This is a genomic window from Cupriavidus sp. 30B13 (assembly GCF_049059565.2).
GTDB lineage: Bacteria > Pseudomonadota > Gammaproteobacteria > Burkholderiales > Burkholderiaceae > Cupriavidus.
Genome location: NZ_CP188223.1, coordinates 1,499,326 through 1,514,717, shown reverse-complemented (window position 1 = coordinate 1,514,717; position 15,392 = coordinate 1,499,326). Strand labels below are relative to the sequence as shown.

The 15,392-nt window shown below is 70.7% G+C and carries 17 protein-coding genes; 9 read left to right on the top strand and 8 right to left on the bottom strand.

Translation table 11 applies throughout. The features are described 5' to 3' along the window. Positions 1 to 38 precede the first annotated feature (38 nt). Together rsxB and nth are read left to right on the top strand one after the other, a co-directional pair. Positions 39 to 860, top strand: a complete 822-nt coding sequence (gene rsxB / locus ACKI2N_RS07065; protein WP_420992616.1) for an electron transport complex subunit RsxB — start codon at positions 39 to 41, stop codon at positions 858 to 860. Next, positions 857 to 1,501, top strand: coding sequence for an endonuclease III (nth, locus tag ACKI2N_RS07060; RefSeq protein WP_420992617.1), 645 nt, complete (start codon positions 857 to 859; stop codon positions 1,499 to 1,501). Before rsxB ends, nth begins: the two co-directional genes overlap by 4 nt. Positions 1,502 to 1,596: 95 nt before the next feature. Here the strand turns inward: nth and ACKI2N_RS07055 are convergent, their stop codons facing one another. Both ACKI2N_RS07055 and ACKI2N_RS07050 read right to left on the bottom strand, forming a co-directional pair. After that, the gene (locus ACKI2N_RS07055) at positions 1,597 to 2,184 is read right to left on the bottom strand and encodes a malonic semialdehyde reductase (RefSeq protein ID WP_420992618.1); all 588 of its coding nucleotides are present in this window, start codon (positions 2,182 to 2,184) and stop codon (positions 1,597 to 1,599) included. An 82-nt stretch (positions 2,185 to 2,266) separates the two neighbouring features. Then, positions 2,267 to 3,223: a DMT family transporter gene (locus tag ACKI2N_RS07050; RefSeq protein WP_420992619.1), complete on the bottom strand. Its 957-nt coding sequence runs from the start codon at positions 3,221 to 3,223 to the stop codon at positions 2,267 to 2,269. A gap of 104 nt (positions 3,224 to 3,327) precedes the next feature. On the opposite strand from ACKI2N_RS07050, the gene ACKI2N_RS07045 reads away from it, so the two are divergent. Both ACKI2N_RS07045 and ACKI2N_RS07040 read left to right on the top strand, forming a co-directional pair. Then, positions 3,328 to 3,759: a DUF1841 family protein gene (locus ACKI2N_RS07045; RefSeq protein WP_420992620.1), complete on the top strand. Its 432-nt coding sequence runs from the start codon at positions 3,328 to 3,330 to the stop codon at positions 3,757 to 3,759. 154 nt (positions 3,760 to 3,913) lie between these two features. Next, complete coding sequence (locus ACKI2N_RS07040; RefSeq protein ID WP_420992621.1) at positions 3,914 to 5,239, top strand: phospholipase A; 1,326 nt, start codon at positions 3,914 to 3,916, stop codon at positions 5,237 to 5,239. Positions 5,240 to 5,273: 34 nt separating this feature from the next. Here the strand turns inward: ACKI2N_RS07040 and ACKI2N_RS07035 are convergent, their stop codons facing one another. Both ACKI2N_RS07035 and grpE read right to left on the bottom strand, forming a co-directional pair. After that, positions 5,274 to 5,699 (bottom strand): thioredoxin family protein, encoded by a 426-nt coding sequence (locus ACKI2N_RS07035; RefSeq protein ID WP_420992622.1) that lies wholly within the window; start codon positions 5,697 to 5,699, stop codon positions 5,274 to 5,276. 96 nt (positions 5,700 to 5,795) lie between these two features. After that, a complete protein-coding gene (grpE, locus tag ACKI2N_RS07030) occupies positions 5,796 to 6,353 on the bottom strand; it encodes a nucleotide exchange factor GrpE (protein WP_420992623.1) in 558 nt (185 codons plus the stop codon). Positions 6,354 to 6,627: 274 nt separating this feature from the next. On the opposite strand from grpE, the gene ACKI2N_RS07025 reads away from it, so the two are divergent. After that, positions 6,628 to 6,783, top strand: a complete 156-nt coding sequence (locus ACKI2N_RS07025) for a hypothetical protein (protein ID WP_420992624.1) — start codon at positions 6,628 to 6,630, stop codon at positions 6,781 to 6,783. Between the two features lie 42 nt (positions 6,784 to 6,825). On the opposite strand, the gene ACKI2N_RS07020 is transcribed toward ACKI2N_RS07025, so the two are convergent. The 3 genes from ACKI2N_RS07020 to hrcA form a co-directional block, all read right to left on the bottom strand. Then, complete coding sequence (locus ACKI2N_RS07020) at positions 6,826 to 7,221, bottom strand: RNA-binding S4 domain-containing protein (RefSeq protein WP_420992625.1); 396 nt, start codon at positions 7,219 to 7,221, stop codon at positions 6,826 to 6,828. Positions 7,222 to 7,262: 41 nt separating this feature from the next. Next, complete coding sequence (hemH, locus tag ACKI2N_RS07015) at positions 7,263 to 8,378, bottom strand: ferrochelatase (protein WP_420992626.1); 1,116 nt, start codon at positions 8,376 to 8,378, stop codon at positions 7,263 to 7,265. A 112-nt stretch (positions 8,379 to 8,490) separates the two neighbouring features. Further along, positions 8,491 to 9,528, bottom strand: coding sequence for a heat-inducible transcriptional repressor HrcA (gene hrcA / locus ACKI2N_RS07010; RefSeq protein ID WP_420992627.1), 1,038 nt, complete (start codon positions 9,526 to 9,528; stop codon positions 8,491 to 8,493). Positions 9,529 to 9,632: 104 nt separating this feature from the next. On the opposite strand from hrcA, the gene ACKI2N_RS07005 reads away from it, so the two are divergent. From ACKI2N_RS07005 to ACKI2N_RS06990, 4 genes are all read left to right on the top strand, one after another. Next, a complete protein-coding gene (locus ACKI2N_RS07005) occupies positions 9,633 to 10,550 on the top strand; it encodes an NAD kinase (RefSeq protein ID WP_420992628.1) in 918 nt (305 codons plus the stop codon). 85 nt (positions 10,551 to 10,635) lie between these two features. After that, positions 10,636 to 12,360, top strand: coding sequence for a DNA repair protein RecN (recN, locus tag ACKI2N_RS07000; RefSeq protein WP_420992629.1), 1,725 nt, complete (start codon positions 10,636 to 10,638; stop codon positions 12,358 to 12,360). A gap of 40 nt (positions 12,361 to 12,400) precedes the next feature. After that, entirely contained in the window at positions 12,401 to 12,841 is a 441-nt protein-coding gene (locus ACKI2N_RS06995; protein WP_420992630.1) for a hypothetical protein, read from the top strand. Between the two features lie 197 nt (positions 12,842 to 13,038). Further along, positions 13,039 to 14,715: a S8 family peptidase gene (locus ACKI2N_RS06990; RefSeq protein ID WP_420992631.1), complete on the top strand. Its 1,677-nt coding sequence runs from the start codon at positions 13,039 to 13,041 to the stop codon at positions 14,713 to 14,715. 51 nt (positions 14,716 to 14,766) lie between these two features. Here ACKI2N_RS06990 and rrtA read toward each other — a convergent pair whose 3' ends face one another. Next, a complete protein-coding gene (gene rrtA / locus ACKI2N_RS06985) occupies positions 14,767 to 15,375 on the bottom strand; it encodes a rhombosortase (RefSeq protein ID WP_420992910.1) in 609 nt (202 codons plus the stop codon). Positions 15,376 to 15,392: the final 17 nt, after the last annotated feature.

The following is a 15,392-nucleotide window of genomic DNA, read 5'->3' as shown; positions in this document are numbered from 1 at the left end:
CGGCGCCCCGCCGTGCCCGCAAACCCGCCAATGCCGTTGTGACTGCCATCCCGCAAACCCTCGCCGACCGCCTCGAAGCCCTGCTGCCGCAAACCCAGTGCACCAAATGCGGCTTCGACGGTTGCCGCCCGTACGCCGAAGCCATGGCCGCCGGCGAGGCGGACTGCAACCGTTGCCCGCCCGGCGGCGCGGAGGGCATCCGCCGCCTGGCCGCGCTGCTCGGCGCGCCGGTGCTGCCGCTGGACCCGGAGCGCGGCGCGGAGCAGGCGCGCGCGGTCGCCCGCATCGACGAAAGCCTGTGCATCGGCTGCACGCTGTGCATCCAGGCCTGCCCGGTCGACGCCATCGTCGGCGCGCCCAAGCAGATGCATACCGTGCTGGCCGACTGGTGCACCGGCTGCGACCTGTGCGTGGCGCCCTGCCCGGTCGACTGCATTGCCATGATCCCCGTGAACGCCGGGCGCACCGGCTGGGCCGCGTGGTCGCAGGCGCAGGCCGACGAGGCCCACGCGCGCTACCTGGCGCGCCGCGCCCGCCTGGTGCGCGAGCAGCGGGAAAACGACGCCCGCCTGGCCGCCAAGGCCGCCGCCAAGCTCGAAGCTCTGCAGGCCGAGGCCGCGCAGAGCGAGGAAGAGCGCCAGGCCCAGGCGCGCAAGAAGGCCATCATCCAGGCCGCCATCGAGCGCGCGCGCCTGAAGCAGCAGGCCGTCAAGCCGCGCAATACCGAAAACGTGCCGCCGGCCGTGCAGGCCCAGATCGACGCCGCCGAAGCCCGCCGCGCCAGGGCCGGCCTCGCCGCCCCGGCGCAGGCCGGCGGCACCGCCGCACCCGACACCAACCCAGCCCACAAGGACGAATGAACGCCGCCAAGTGCCGCGCCCTGTTCGAAACACTGCGCGAAGTCAATCCGACCCCCGCCACCGAGCTGGAATACAGCTCGCCGTTCGAGCTGCTGATCGCCGTGCTGCTGTCGGCGCAGGCCACCGACGTGGGCGTGAACAAGGCCACCCGCAAGCTCTATCCGGTCGCGCACACGCCGCAGCAGATACTGGACCTCGGCGAGGAAGGGCTGATCGGGTACATCAAGACCATCGGCCTGTACAAGACCAAGGCCAAGCACGTCATGGCGACCTGCCGCATCCTGGTCGAGCAGCACGGCGGCCAGGTGCCGCGCGACCGCGCGGCGCTCGAAGCGCTGCCCGGCGTGGGCCGCAAGACCGCCAACGTGGTGCTCAACACCGCCTTCGGCGAGGCCACCATCGCCGTCGACACGCATATCTTCCGCGTGGCCAACCGCACCGGCCTGGCGCCGGGCAAGAACGTGCAGGTAGTGGAGCACAAGCTGCTCAAGGTGGTGCCGCACGAGTTCCTGCACGACGCGCACCACTGGCTGATCCTGCACGGGCGCTACGTCTGCAAGGCGCGCAAGCCAGAATGCTGGCATTGCGCGATCGAGCCGCTGTGCGAATACCGCGAGAAAACCGAGGCGCCGAATATCTGAGCCGCATCCGGACGCCGCCCGGGCGGCGGCGTGGAATGCAAAAAGGCCCCGTGGGGCCCCGTGGGGCCTTTTTTGCCGAAGACCAGGCGCCGCCCTCAGACGATGCGGCAAGCCTCGTCGAACGACAGGCGCGGGCTGCGCGGGAACAGCTTGTCCGCCTCGCCATAACCCAGGTTGCACAGGAAGTTGACCGACCACTTGCCGTCGGGGAAGAAGGCGGCGTTCACCTTGGCGGCGTCGAAGCCGGCCATCGGGCCGCAATCCAGGCCCAGCGCGCGGGCCGCCAGGATGAAATAGCCGCCTTGCAGCGAACCGTTCATCAGCGCGTCGCGCGCGATCTTTTCCGGCTGGCCTGCGTACCACGAACGGGCGTCGGCATGCGGAAACAGCTTGGGCAGCTGGTCGTGGAAGGCATTGTCGAACGCGATGATGGCGGTCACCGGCGCGGAACGGGTCTTCTCGGCGTTGCCGGCCGAGACGCATTCGACCAGGCGGGCCTTCTCGGCGGCGCTCTTGACGAAGACGATGCGGGCCGGCGAGCCGTTGGCTGCCGTCGGGCCGAACTTCATCGCTTCGTAGATCTGGTGAAGCGTGGCATCGTCCACCTTGCGGTCCTGCCACACGTTGTGGGTGCGGGCTTCGGTGAACAGTTGGGCGATGGCGGCCTGGTCGATCGGTTTCATGCGTCGGTTCCTGAACGGGAGTTGAGAGCCGGATTGTAGCGAAGACAGCGCTTGCTCCCACCAAGCGATTTGAGCAAGGGATTCAATTCTGTTGCACCTTCTGCCCCGCCTGCCGGGTGCCGGTGCCCTTGCGCGTCAGCCACAGCACCCCGGCCAGGATCAGCGCGCCGCCCAGCGCCTGGGTCAGCCCGACCTGCTCGCCCAGCAGCAGCGCCGCCAGCGCCACCGTGACCACCGGCTCGAGCGTGGAGAGCATGGACGCGCGCGCCGCGCCGAGGCGCTGCAGCCCGGCGAAGAAGGTCAGGATGGCCAGCACCGTCGACAGCAAGGCAATCGCCAGCAGCGCCAGCCAGCCCGGCAAGGTCTGCGGAAACTGCGGCGGCACGCCCGCCGCCGCGCGCGCGATGCCGGCCCCGCCGTAGACCAGCGCCGCGGCCACGCACACCACGGTGGTGGTGGCGAGCGGGTCGACCCCGGCCGTGATGCGCGCGCCCACGATGATGTACACCGAGTAGATCGCCGCCGAGGCCAGCCCGAGCGCGATCCCCAGCGCCGAACCCGAGCCGCCGCCGACCGTCAGGCCCGCGCCGAGCGAGCACAGCACCAGCGCCACCACCGCCGCCGTGCTCAGCCGCTCCTTGAGGAATACCGCCGCGAGCAGCGTCACGAACAGCGGATAGAGATACAGCAGCAGCGCCACCAGGCTGGCCTGGGCATGGTTGAGCGCCGTGAAAAAACAGAACGACTGGCCGACATAACCGATCCCGCCCATGGCCGCGAGCGCCAGCACCTTGCGCCAGCCCGGCAGGCCGACGCCGCGCGCGCGCATGGCCAGCGCCAGCGCGCCCGCCGCCAGCACGAAGCGCACCGCCAGCAGGCCATAGACGTCGGCGCCGGCATCGTAGGCAAAGCGCGCGAAGATCGCCATGGCGCCGAAGGCGCTGGCCGACAGCGCGATCAGCAATACCCCGGCGAGCTGCTCGCGAAGGTCGCGGCCGGACGGCTGGCCACCGGCGGAAGAAGAGTGTGAAGCGGACATGGGAACATGCGGAGCGGGAGCGCCCGGCGGGCGCCGGGCAAGCCGCATTCTATGCTGCGCGGGGCCCTGCGGCGGAATCCGGGCTCGTTTACAATGGCGCCATCATGTTCAATCCCTCCCGCGAAGAAGTCCGCCGTTTTTTCTGCGAAGCCTGGCAGAAGCAGCGCGCCGGCAGCGTCCTCACGCCGCTTGAAGTCATTGCCGTCGACTGGATCGGCGAGCATCCCGAATACCAGAGCCTGCTCACCGACACCGAAGGCGCGCTGAGCCAGGACTACACGCCCGAGGGCGGCCAGACCAATCCGTTCCTGCACCTGTCCATGCACCTGTCGATCGCCGAGCAGGTCTCGATCGACCAGCCGCCGGGCATCCGCCGCGCCTACGAGGCCCTGGCCCAGCGCCTGGATTCGCCGCACGAGGCGCATCACCAGGTCATGGAATGCCTGGGCGAGATGCTGTGGCAAGCACAGCGCACCGGCTTGCCGCCCGACGGCGAGCAATACATTGCCTCGGTCCGGCGCCGCGCCACACGGTAGCCGGCACCGCGCCGGACCGTCCCCGGCCCGCTCGCGGCGTACAAATCATCACAAATCCCGTTCGCAGGGCATGATAGGCTCTACCGCGTCGCAATAACCTGCCGCGCGTGCGTCACCCCGCCCCAGATCCGGGGAAGGCACGCCGCCCAATCCTATGCAGCCTTGCACGCTCAAAGCCCGGACCGGCCCCGGCGCCGTTCCGCGCCGCCCCGGAGCGGCCGCCCCCGCTCTCCTGCTTTCCCTCGCGGTATTGGCAGCGTGGCCGCTTCAGAGCCGCGCCGCCATCGCCCTGCTGCAGCCACCCAAGGTGGTCGACGGCACCCGGCCGCTGACCCTCACGCTGCTGGTCAGCGCGGACAAGGCCAACCGTGCCTTCCTGGTGCCGCACGCCATCGAGGTGGTGGCCTCGGCGGACCTGCAGGCGCCGGTGCGCCTGAGCATGCAGCGCACCACGCCCGGCCCCGCCACGGTCCGGCTGCGCCAAGGCGAGCACCGCACCATCGAATACAGCGCGACCGTGCCGCCCACGCTGCGGGGACTGGTTCGGCTGGATCCCGTGGATATCGACGCCGCGCCGGTACTGGTCACGCTGAACCGCACGCCGGGCCAGGAAGATGCGGCACCCGCCGCGGCACCGGCGCCAGCGGCGCAAGCGACCGCCACACCGGCCCCCGGCGACAGCCACGCCCCCGCCCCCACCCCGGTGGTGCCAGTGGTATCGGCGGCGGCGGCGGCCGAGCCCGCGCCGGTGCAGGCCGACCTGCGCGACCAGGGCCGGCTGACCTTCAACGAACCGATGTACTTCATTGCCGGCGGGCATGGCGGCGCCAATGCCAAGTTCCAGCTCAGCTTCAAGTTCCGCGTCTTCCAGGGCGAGGACCCGGCTTCGCGCAGCCTGCTGGACAACCTGTACTTCGGCTACACGCAGTTCTCGCTGTGGGACCTGGCCGCCGATTCGCACCCGTTCCGCGACACCAACTACCGGCCCAGCCTGTTCTACTACCTGTCGGATACCGGCGTGCACAACCGCGCCATCAGCCGGCTGTCGCTCGCCGCGGGCCTGGAGCATGAATCCAACGGCCTCGACGGCGACCGGTCGCGCAGCATCAACACCGTCTTCGTCAGGCCGACCTTCTATGTAGGCGACCTGACCGACTGGCACTGGAGCGTGTCGCCCAAGCTGTATTACTACCTGGAGAAAAACGACAACACCAACATTGCCAGCTACCGGGGCTACATGGACCTGAAGCTGGCCTATGGCAAGGCGGATTCGTGGGAGTTCGCCGCCACCCTGCGCAAGGGCACGCAGAAGTACTACGGCAGCGTCGACGCGGCGGTGACCTACCCGCTGGCCCGGCTGATCCCGGGCACCGCCGGCTACCTGATGGCGGGTTATTTCGTCGGCTACGGCGAGAGCCTGCTGGACTACAACCGCAAGCTGCCGTGGCAGTTCCGCCTCGGCTACGCGCTGTCGCGCTAGCGGGGCCCGCCGCGCGCGGGAGCGAGCGCTGCGCTCAGCCGGCCAGCGGCTTGCCGCCGGCCTTCAGGCGGGCATTGCCCACCGCCGCGGCAAACTGGCCCTGGCCGTGCCAGCCGGTGGCGCGCCCGAGCTTCTTGCCCTTGTGGAAGAACATGAAGACCGGGATGCCGTGCAGGCCGAAGCGCTTGCCCAGCTCGGGATGCGCGTAGACGTTGGCGTGCAGCCAGTGCAGGTCGAGCGCGCGCACCGGCTCGGGATTGGCCAGCATGGCCTTTTTCGCCATCTCGCAGTTGAAGCAGTCCACGCCCCAGAAGAACACGCAGACCAGCTTGTCGCCGGCATCGGCGATGGCGGCGTCGATATCGTCGCCGCTGACTTCCCGCATGCCGAACGCGTCGAAGGCGCGGTGATCGAGGTGCGGGGCCGCGCCGTCGGCGGCGGGGTCGGGGGATGTGGACATCGGTCTCTCCATCAATGAAAAACGCCCGGGCCAGAGCGGCACCGGGCGTTGCTCGTGCCAGCCGGACAGGCGGACAGCGAAAAAAGGACTGCGGCCTTACTTGGGCGCGGACACCGTCACCAGCGCCGGGCGCAGCACGCGGTCGGCGATCATGTAGCCGCGCTGCAGCACCGACACCACGGTATTGGGCTCCTGCGGCGCCGGCACCATCGAGATGGCCTGGTGGCGATGCGGGTCGAACTTCTCGCCGACCGGGTTCAGCTCGACGATCTTGCCCTTCTCGAAGGCGCTGGTGAGCTGGCGCGCGGTCAGCTCGACGCCTTCGCGCAGCTTGGCGATGTCGCCCGAGCCGTCGGCCAGCGCAGCCTGCAGGCTGTCCATCACCGGCAGGAGGTAGTCGGCAAAGCTCTCGATGGCGAACTTGTGCGCCTTGGCGACATCCTCCTGGGCGCGGCGGCGGATGTTCTCGCCTTCGGCGGTCGCGCGCAGGAACAGGTCGTAGTTTTCCTTGGCCTTGGCTTCGAGCGCGGCCAACTGGGCGGTCACGTCCTCCGCGGCGGCGTTCTCGGCCTGCGCGGCCGGCGCGTTGTTCAGCTCCTCGCCGGCGGCCGCGGGCGGCGTCGTGTTGGATGGCGTCTGCTTCTGTTCTTCCATGTCGATCCGTTCTGATACAAGGACGCGGCCGGCCTGGCGCCGGCCACGGGTGGTTCAATCGGCAAATGTAGCCTGCAATTGGTGGCAGGCATCCATTTTTTCAAGGGCGCACCACGTCGGTGCGGTGAAACACATGGTTACAAAGAGGGGGACCCCGAAATAGGGGCCATATTGCTTTGCTGCAGCGCACCCTCTAAGATGAAAGTGTACAAAAATGACAAAAATAACGGGGTCGAAGATGCACCATAGTCGGGCCACTCTCGAAAGGTTAGCCATGCACAAGCTGCCTGTTCTGACGGTCTTCCTGCTCGCCGCATTATCGGTGATGACAATCTTTATCTGCCTCTCCGGCGCCTTCACGCCGCGGGACACCGAGTACGGCAGTGGCAAGGCGGTCTTCAAGCATTACATCATTCCCTTCGTTCGCTGATCCGGCCGGTGAGCCGCGGCGCCGCGCGCGCTGACGCTCCCCTCACCGCCCGATGCCGTCGAGCAGGCGCCGGTCGCGCTTGGTCGGCCGGCCCTGCAGGCGCGACGCCGGCTCCACGTTGAGCCGCCGGTTTTCCGCATCTTCCCGCCGCCGCGCCTGGCTTGCCTCGGTTTCCGCGTACAGCGTCTGCGCCACCGGCGCCGAACCGCGCGCGCCGGCGATCCCCTTGACCACCAGTTCCCAGCGCTGCTGGTGCGCTTCAAGCGCCACCGTGTCGCCGGGCTTGACCTCGCGCGAGTTCTTGCACGGCTGGCCGTTGACCTGCACCTTGCCGCGCTCCACGGCCTCGGCCGCCAGCGAGCGCGTCTTGAAGAAACGCGCGCACCACAGCCATTTGTCGATGCGCAGGCGGGCGTCCGCCTCGAAAGATACGTTCATGCTGTCATCTCCTCTGTCGTCTCCCCGACACGGGCCGCGCCTCAGGCCGCCGCGCCGCGCATCTGTGCCTGGCTGCGGCGCGCCTCCAGCTCGTGCGGGTGCGGCAGCCGCAACGGCCAGCCCTGCAGGTGCTGCAGGGCGATCTCGGCCAGCCCGGCGATCCAGGGCTCGGCGTCGTTGAGGCAGGGAATGTAGTGGAAAACCTTGCCACCGGCCACCTGGAATTCGGAGCGCCCCTCCATGCCGATTTCCTCGAGCGTTTCCAGGCAGTCGGCAGGGAAGCCGGGGCAGAATACGTCGACCCGGCCCGTGCCGACCTTGCCCAGCTCCCGCAGCGTCGGCGCGGTGTAGGGCTGCAGCCATTCCGCGCGCCCGAAGCGCGACTGGAAGGTGACCTGGTACTGGCCGGCCTGCAGCCCGAGCGCCTCGCCCAGCAGGCGGCCGGTCTTGAGGCATTCGCAATGGTAGGGATCGCCCAGTTCCAGCGTGCGCCGCGGCACCCCGTGGAACGACAGGATCAGGCGGTCGCCGCGCGCGAAATCCGGCGTGCCGTGCTGCGCCCAGTATGCGCCCACCTGCTGGTGCAGGGCGGCAATATAAGCCGGATGGTCGTGAAAATGCTTGACCAGCCGCAACTCCGGCTGATTGCGCCACTGCGCCAGCACGCGGAATGCCTCGTCGAACGCGGTCGCCGTGGTGGTGCCGGAATACTGCGGATACAGCGGCAGCAGCAGGATGCGCTCGGTGCCCTGGCGCCGCAGCGCTTCGAGCACCGAGCCGATCGACGGGTTGCCATAGCGCATCGCGCAGGCCACCGTCACTTCGTGGCCGTGCTGGTTGAGCAGCAGTTGCAGCGCGTGGGCCTGGCGCTCGGTGTGGACCAGCAGCGGCGAGCCGGTCATGTGCGCCTCGCGCAGCCACACCGATTCGTATTTCATGGCCGAGGCGCGCGAGCGCAGCGGCAGGATCAGGCCGTACAGGATGGGCAGCCAGGCCGCGCGCGGGATCTCCACCACGCGCGGATCGGACAGGAACTGCCTGAGGTAGCTGCCGACGGCCTTCGGGGTCGGCGCATCGGGGGTGCCGAGGTTGATGAGCAGGATCGCCGTGCGCGGCGCCTGGCCATGCTGGTAGGCCGGTTCGGGAGTAGTCTTCATGGTGTTTCCGGTGTGGCGGGGCAGGCCGCGGCGAACGCGCGCGGCCGCCGGGTCTCGCCGAACTGACAGGCGGAACGGAACAGGCAGTCCGTGAGACCCGCCTGGCCCCGCACTAGTTCTGGCTCAGCGCGCTGGACAGCAGCCGCGCCGTGATGTCGACGATCGGGATCACCCGTTCGTAGGCCATGCGGGTCGGCCCGATCACCCCCAGCGTGCCGACGATCTGGCCGTCGACCTCGTAGGGCGCGGTGATGACCGCCATGTCTTCGAGCGGCACCAGCTTGCTCTCGCCGCCGATGAAGATCTGCACGCCCTGCGCATGGCTGGAGACGTCGAGCAGCTTGAGCAGGCCGGTCTTGTGCTCGAACACGTCGAACAGGCGGCGCAGCTTTTCCATGCTGGAGGACAGGTCCTCCACCTCGAGCAGCTTGCGCTCGCCGGAGATGAAGACATGGTTGTCCTCCTCCTCGGCCATGGCGCTGCTGCCCGCTTCCACCGCCGCCTGCATCAGTTGCGACATGTCCATGCGCAGCGCCTGCAGCTCGCCGCGCAGGTGGTCGCGCACGTTGTCGAAACTCATGCCGGCATAGTGCGAGTTGATGAAATTGGCGGCCTCGACCAGCTGCGACGGGCTGTACGGCAGCTCGGTCTGGATGATGCGGTTCTGCACGTCGCCTTCCGGCGTGACGATGATCAGCAGGATGCGCTTGTCCGACAGCCGCATGAACTCGACCTGGCGGAACGCCTGCGCGCGCCGCGGGGTCATCACCACGCCGGCGAAATGCGACAGGTTGGACAAGGTGTGCGCCGCCGCGGTGATCATCCGCTGCGGCCCGAGCTGCTGGCCGTGCAGCTGGCCCTGGATCTTGCCGGTCAGCTCGGCCAGGTTGAGCGCGCCGTCCAGCGGCTGGGCGGTCAGCATGGTGTCGACGAACAGCCGGTAGCCGCGCGGGGTGGGAATGCGCCCGGCGGAGGTATGCGGGCTGGTGATGAAGCCCATTTCCTCCAGGTCCGACATCACATTGCGGATGGTGGCCGGGGACAGGTCGAGTCCCGAGTACTTCGACAGGGTGCGCGAGCCGACGGGCTGCCCCTCGGCGATATAGCGCTCGATCAGCGTTTTGAGAAGCGTTTTGGCACGTTCATCCATGATGCACCCGATTTTACGCAAGTTTTCCCGGTTCGGGCGGCCGGCGCACGCCGGCGCGCGCCGGCGTGCTGACAATGGTCACGGCGGTATGGTCTAATCCGGGCATGTCATCGCTCCCCAAGCCCGCCGCCGCGCGCGCCCCCTTTCGCACCGTCGCCCTGATCGGCAGGTACGCCACCGCCGGCATCGAAGGCCCGCTGGAAGAGCTGGCCGCCTGCATCCTGAAGAACGGCCAGGATGTGGTGTTCGAGCGCGAGACCGCCCTGGCCACCGGGCTGACCGACTACCCCGCCCTGCCCCCCGGCGAGATCGGCAAGCACGCCGACGTCGCGGTGGTGCTGGGCGGCGACGGCACCCTGCTGGGCCTGGCGCGCCAGCTGGCCGGCTTCCCGGTGCCGCTGATCGGCGTCAACCACGGGCGGCTCGGCTTCATGACCGACATCCCGCTGGAAAACGTGCAGTCGGTGCTGCCCGACATGCTGTCGGGGCGCTACGAATCCGAGACCCGCATGCTGCTGGAGTCGCAGGTGGTGCGCGACGACGGCGTGATCTTCTCCGCGCTGGCCTTCAACGACGTGGTGGTCAACCGCTCCGGCATCTCCGGCATGGTGGAGCTGGCGGTCTCGGTGGACGGCTACTTCATGTACAACCAGCGTTCGGACGGCCTGATCGTGTCCACCCCGACCGGCTCCACGGCCTACGCGCTGTCGGCCGGCGGCCCGATCCTGCATCCCACGCTGTCCGGCCTGGTGCTGGTGCCGATCGCCCCGCACGCGCTGTCGAACCGCCCGATCGTGCTGCCGCACGACGCCGAGGTGTCGATCGAGGTGGCCACCGCGCGCGACGCCAGCGTCAACTTCGACATGCAGTCGCTGACCTCGCTGCTGCCCGGCGACCGCATCGTGGTGCGGCGCTCGGCCAAGACCGTCAACCTGCTGCACCCGCTCGGCTACAACTATTACGCCACGCTGCGCAAGAAGCTGCACTGGCACGAGTACCCGAGCGAAGACAACCGGCTCTGACCGGGCCGGCCGCAACCGATCCGGCCCCGAGCCAGCCCTGAACGATCCCGAACGACCCAACCCAGACCCTGACCCGTCGCCCACGATGCTGCGCAGCCTGTCCATCCGCGATTTCGTCATCGTCGATACCCTCGACCTCGACTTCTCCCCGGGCTTTACCGTCTTCACCGGCGAGACCGGCGCCGGCAAGTCGATCCTGATCGACGCGCTGGCCCTGGTGCTGGGCGAGCGCGCCGACGCCGGCGTGGTGCGCGAAGGCGCGGCCCGCGCCAGCATCGGCGCCACCTTCGCCACGCCGGCCGGGCTGGACGCCTGGCTGGCCGAGCACGACCTCACCGGCGACGAAGGCACGGTGCTGCTGCGCCGCACGGTCGACGCCGGCGGCCGCAGCAAGGCCTTCATCAACGGCGCGGCCGCCACGCTGGGCCAGTTGCGCGAGATCGGCGACCGCCTGGTCGACATCCACGGCCAGCATGCCCACCAGCTGCTGCTGCGCCCGGACGCCCAGCGCCTGCTGCTGGACGCCCACGCCGGCCTCACGGCGCAGGCCGGCGCCGTGGCCGAAGCCTGGCGCTCGTGGCGCGCCTGCGTGCGCCAGCGCGAAACGGTGGAACACCGCTCGCGCGAGATGGCGCTGGAGCGCGAGCGCCTCGAATGGCAGGTCGGCGAGCTGGAAAAGCTCGCGCCGCAGCCCGGCGAATGGGAAGACATCCAGGCCGAATACAACCGCCTGTCGCACGCCGCCGGCCTGATCGAAGGCAGCCGCGCCGCGCTCGAAGCGCTCTCCGAAGCCGACGGCTCGGTGCTGTCCACGCTCAACAGCGTGGTGCAGCGCCTGCGCCAGCTCGCCGACGTCGACCCGGCCCTGGGCGACGTGCTGGCCGCGCTCGACCCGGCCCAGGTGCAGGTCGAGGAAGCCGCCCACTCGCTCAACCGCTACGTCGACCGGCTCGACCTCGACCCCGAGCGGCTGCAGGTGGTGGAGGCGCGCATGCAGGCGCTGCACACCACCGCGCGCAAGTACCGGCTGCCGCCCGAACAACTGCCGGACGAGCTGCTGGCGCGCCGCCAGCAGCTCGACGACCTGCAGTCCGCCCAGGACCTGAACAAGGCGATGGCGCGCGAGGCCGCCGCGCGCGCCGCCTACCTGACCATCGCCCAGCACCTCGGCGCGGCGCGCAAGGTGGCGGCCGAAAAACTCTCCGCCGGCGTGACCGAGGCCATGCAGGGCCTGTCGATGGCCGGCGGCAGTTTCGCGGTGGCCCTGCACCCGCTCGAGGAAGGCCAGAGCCACGGCCTGGAGCAGGTCGAGTTCCTGGTCGCGGGGCATGCCGGCGTCACCGCCCGCCCGCTGGCCAAGGTGGCCTCCGGCGGCGAGCTGGCGCGCATCAGCCTGGCGATCTCCGTCATCACCAGCGAAGCCGCGCCCACGCCGACCCTGATCTTCGACGAAGTCGATACCGGCATCGGCGGCGCGGTGGCCGAGGTGGTCGGCCGCCGCCTGCAGGAGCTGGGCCGCGCGCGCCAGGTACTGTGCGTGACCCACCTGCCGCAGGTGGCCGCGCAGGCCGGCGCGCACCTGCTGGTCAGCAAGGAAACCAGCGCGCGCGGCCAGGAAGGCTCGGTCACCCGCTCGCGCATCCGCGCGCTCGACGCCGCCGGCCGCGTGGTCGAGACCGCGCGCATGCTCGGCGGCACCACCGTGACCGCCACCACCATGCAGCACGCCGAGGAAATGCTCGCGCAAGGCGCGCGCAGCGGCGCCGTCCCGGCCCGCGAAACGCGCCGGTCGCGCCGCGCCGCCAGTTGACGGCGCCGTCCCCGGCCCAGTAACCAATCAGGAGTCTCCCATGTCCATCGGCACGCAGCCGCCCTCCCGCAAGCTGGCCCGCCCGCTGCGCCTGACCGCCGCCTGCGGCGTGCTGGCCCTGCTGGCGCTGGCCACGCTGAGCGCCTGCCAGGCCCAGCGCCCGTCCGCGCCGGCCAGCAGCCTCAATGCCGACCGCGCCGTCGGCGACATCATGGTGCGCTTCACCGCGCCGCCGGTGACCGCCTCGGAAGATGCCGGGCGCCTGGTGGAGTCGATCGCCGGCCCGATCCGCTTCGTGGTCAAGCGGCCCATGTCGGGCGGCGTGTGGCTGGTCACCGCGATCTCCGCCTCGGCCGACGCCACGCTCGACCAGGCCGTGGCCACGCTGCGCGCGGCGCCGCGCATCGAGACCGCCGAGCCGGACCGCGTACTCAAGCCCAACCGCACCCAGCCCACCGGCCGCGACATGCAGCCGGGCTGAAGCGCCTGGCGCGGATTTCTGTCGCGCCGCCGTCAGTTTGCTGTAGTCGAATGTCCCCGCTGGGGCGTTGAAGTACCTTGAAAAGCTGGTCGCAGTAACCGAGGTTTCCGGCGCATCCGCGCACAGGCAATGCCGGAGCGTCCCAGGGGTGCTCCGCCGCGGTCGGTCCGACGCGGACCAAACGGGAGGAGGCAGACATGCAGCAACCGTGGCAGGATCGAAATCGCAGGATCGTGGCCCTGGCGCGGCGCGCCGCCGCGCTGCCGGCGCTGCTGGCGCTGGGCGCCGGCCTCTGGCTGGGCCTGCCGGCCGCCGCCGGCGCGGCGCCGGACCCGGCCGCGCGGCCCGCGCCGCGCTATAGCGGCAACTTCATCGTGCGCTGGCGCGACAGCGCGGGCGCCAAGGACAATGCGGCCGCCGGCGCGCAGTCCGAGCGCATGCTGAGCGTGAGCCAGAGCACCGGCGTGGCGCTCTCGGTCAAGCGCCAGATGGGCGGCAACCTGCAGTTGCTGAGCGTGGGCGGCGCCGCTGCCGCCGACCCCGAGGCCACGGCGGCGCGCCTGCGCCAGGACCCGCGCATCGCCGAGGTGGTGCCGGACCGCTGGCTGCAGCTCCACGACACCAGCCCCAACGACCCCGAATTCGCCCTCAACCAGGTCTACCTGAACACGCCCGCCGCGGTGGTGGGCGGGGTCAACCTGCCGCCCGCCTGGGACCGCACCCGCGGCAGCAGCAGCCTGGTGATCGCGGTGGTCGACACCGGCTACCTGCCGCATCCGGACCTGGCGGCCCGCATCGTCCCGGGCTACGACTTCATCACCGACCCGGGCACCGCCAACGACAGCGACGGCCGCGACGCCGACGCCACCGATGCCGGCGACGGCGTGCCGGTCGGCTACACCTGCGCCGGCTCGGCGCCGGCCACCACCGCCACCAACAACAGCTGGCACGGCACGCGCGTGGCGGGCACGCTGGGCGCGATCACCAACAACGGGCAGAACATCGCCGGGGTGGACTGGAACGCGCGCATCCAGCCGGTGCGCGTCTCGGGCCGCTGCGGCGCGCTGCTGTCCGACACGGTCGACGGCATGCGCTGGGCCGGCGGCCTGGCGGTGCCGAACATCCCGGCCAACCCCACCCCGGCCCGCGTCATCAATGTGAGCCTGGGCGGCGGCACCTGCTCCACCATCGAGCAGCAGGCCGTCAACGACCTCGCCGCCGCCGGCGCGGTGGTGGTCGCGGCCACCGGCAACAGCGCCGGCGCGGTCGAGGCGCCGGCGGACTGCACCGGCGTGGTGGCCGTCACCGCGCACGTCAACAGCGGCGAGAACGCCAGCTACGCCAACGTGGGGCCGCAGGTTTCGCTGAGCGCGCCGGGCGGCGGCTGCGGCAACTCCAGGGTGGTCACCGATCCCGGCACCGGCGCCATCTCCTGCACCACCGCGCAGTCGTATATCCGCACGCTGTCCAACGACGGCACCACCACGCTGGGCAACTACAACGTGATCAACTCGCAGGGCACCAGCTTTGCCGCGCCGCTGGTGTCGGGCGTGGCCGCGCTGATGCTCGCGGTCAACCCGGCCCTGACGCCGGCCCAGGTGCTGGCCGCGCTGAAGAGCTCGGCGCGGCCGCATCCGGCCAACACCTATTGCACGCAGGCCGCCAACGTGGGCAGTTGCGGCGCGGGCCTGCTCGACGCCAACGCCGCCGTGATCGCCGCCACGCAGGCGCCGGCCGCCACGCCGGGCACGCCGTCGGATGGCGGCGGCGGTGGCGGCGGCGCGCTCGCATGGCCGCTCTCGTTCGCGCTGTGCGGACTTGGCCTGCTGCTCGGCCTGGGCGCGCGGCGGCGCCGGAAGGCCGCGCCACGCTAACGGCCCGATGGCCGGCGCCGCGGGGGCGGCGGCGCCTGCGCGCTCATGCACTCACCCGCCGGGCGCCGGGCCGCGCCGGCGCTCCCACCACTCCTGCAGCAGCCACAGCGCCAGGCCGGCCACCGCGCCGGCCGCGTGCGAGATGCGCACCACGCCGAAACCCCATTGCGCGTCGAACACCACCGGCGCCAGCCAGGACTGTTCCAGCCAGGTCTTCACCAGCACGCCCAGGCACAGCAGCACGCCGATGCCGCGCGACCAGCCGTCGCCGCGCAGCAGGCGCAGCCCGCCCCACAGCGCGAGCCCGTGCAACGCGCCGGACAGCCCGCCGTACCAGCCCACCGCCGGCACCCGGCACAACGCCAGTTGCACCGCCACGCCGCAGGCCAGCAGCACGGCGAACATGGCGCCGCCACGCGCCTCGCGCCCCACCAGCAGCAGCAGGCCCGCGGCCGCCAGCAGGTCGGCCAGCCAGTGGCGCCAGCCCAGGTGCACCCACATCGCGGTGAACAAGCGCCACCACTGGCCGGCGGCGCCGTGCCCCAGCACCGCGTCGCGCAGGTAGAGCCCGTGGGCGTGCAGCCAGGGAACAAAGGTGAAGGCCGCGCCGAGCGCGGCCGTGGCGGCGAGCGCGGCCACTATGCCGGGCATGGCCGGCATGGCGGGCCGTGGCGGCG

Coding starts and splice junctions, on each gene's coding strand:
- ACKI2N_RS06995 (WP_420992630.1), top strand. CDS start 12,401: ATGTCCATCGGCACGCAGCCGCCCTCCCGCAAGCTGGCCCGCCCGCTG.
- ACKI2N_RS07040 (WP_420992621.1), top strand. CDS start 3,914: ATGCAGCCTTGCACGCTCAAAGCCCGGACCGGCCCCGGCGCCGTTCCG.
- nth (WP_420992617.1), top strand. CDS start 857: ATGAACGCCGCCAAGTGCCGCGCCCTGTTCGAAACACTGCGCGAAGTC.
- ACKI2N_RS07035 (WP_420992622.1), bottom strand. CDS start 5,699: ATGTCCACATCCCCCGACCCCGCCGCCGACGGCGCGGCCCCGCACCTC.
- rrtA (WP_420992910.1), bottom strand. CDS start 15,375: ATGCCGGCCATGCCCGGCATAGTGGCCGCGCTCGCCGCCACGGCCGCG.
- ACKI2N_RS07045 (WP_420992620.1), top strand. CDS start 3,328: ATGTTCAATCCCTCCCGCGAAGAAGTCCGCCGTTTTTTCTGCGAAGCC.
- ACKI2N_RS06990 (WP_420992631.1), top strand. CDS start 13,039: ATGCAGCAACCGTGGCAGGATCGAAATCGCAGGATCGTGGCCCTGGCG.
- ACKI2N_RS07005 (WP_420992628.1), top strand. CDS start 9,633: ATGTCATCGCTCCCCAAGCCCGCCGCCGCGCGCGCCCCCTTTCGCACC.
- ACKI2N_RS07050 (WP_420992619.1), bottom strand. CDS start 3,223: ATGTCCGCTTCACACTCTTCTTCCGCCGGTGGCCAGCCGTCCGGCCGC.
- hemH (WP_420992626.1), bottom strand. CDS start 8,378: ATGAAGACTACTCCCGAACCGGCCTACCAGCATGGCCAGGCGCCGCGC.
- grpE (WP_420992623.1), bottom strand. CDS start 6,353: ATGGAAGAACAGAAGCAGACGCCATCCAACACGACGCCGCCCGCGGCC.
- hrcA (WP_420992627.1), bottom strand. CDS start 9,528: ATGGATGAACGTGCCAAAACGCTTCTCAAAACGCTGATCGAGCGCTAT.
- ACKI2N_RS07055 (WP_420992618.1), bottom strand. CDS start 2,184: ATGAAACCGATCGACCAGGCCGCCATCGCCCAACTGTTCACCGAAGCC.
- ACKI2N_RS07025 (WP_420992624.1), top strand. CDS start 6,628: ATGCACAAGCTGCCTGTTCTGACGGTCTTCCTGCTCGCCGCATTATCG.
- ACKI2N_RS07020 (WP_420992625.1), bottom strand. CDS start 7,221: ATGAACGTATCTTTCGAGGCGGACGCCCGCCTGCGCATCGACAAATGG.
- recN (WP_420992629.1), top strand. CDS start 10,636: ATGCTGCGCAGCCTGTCCATCCGCGATTTCGTCATCGTCGATACCCTC.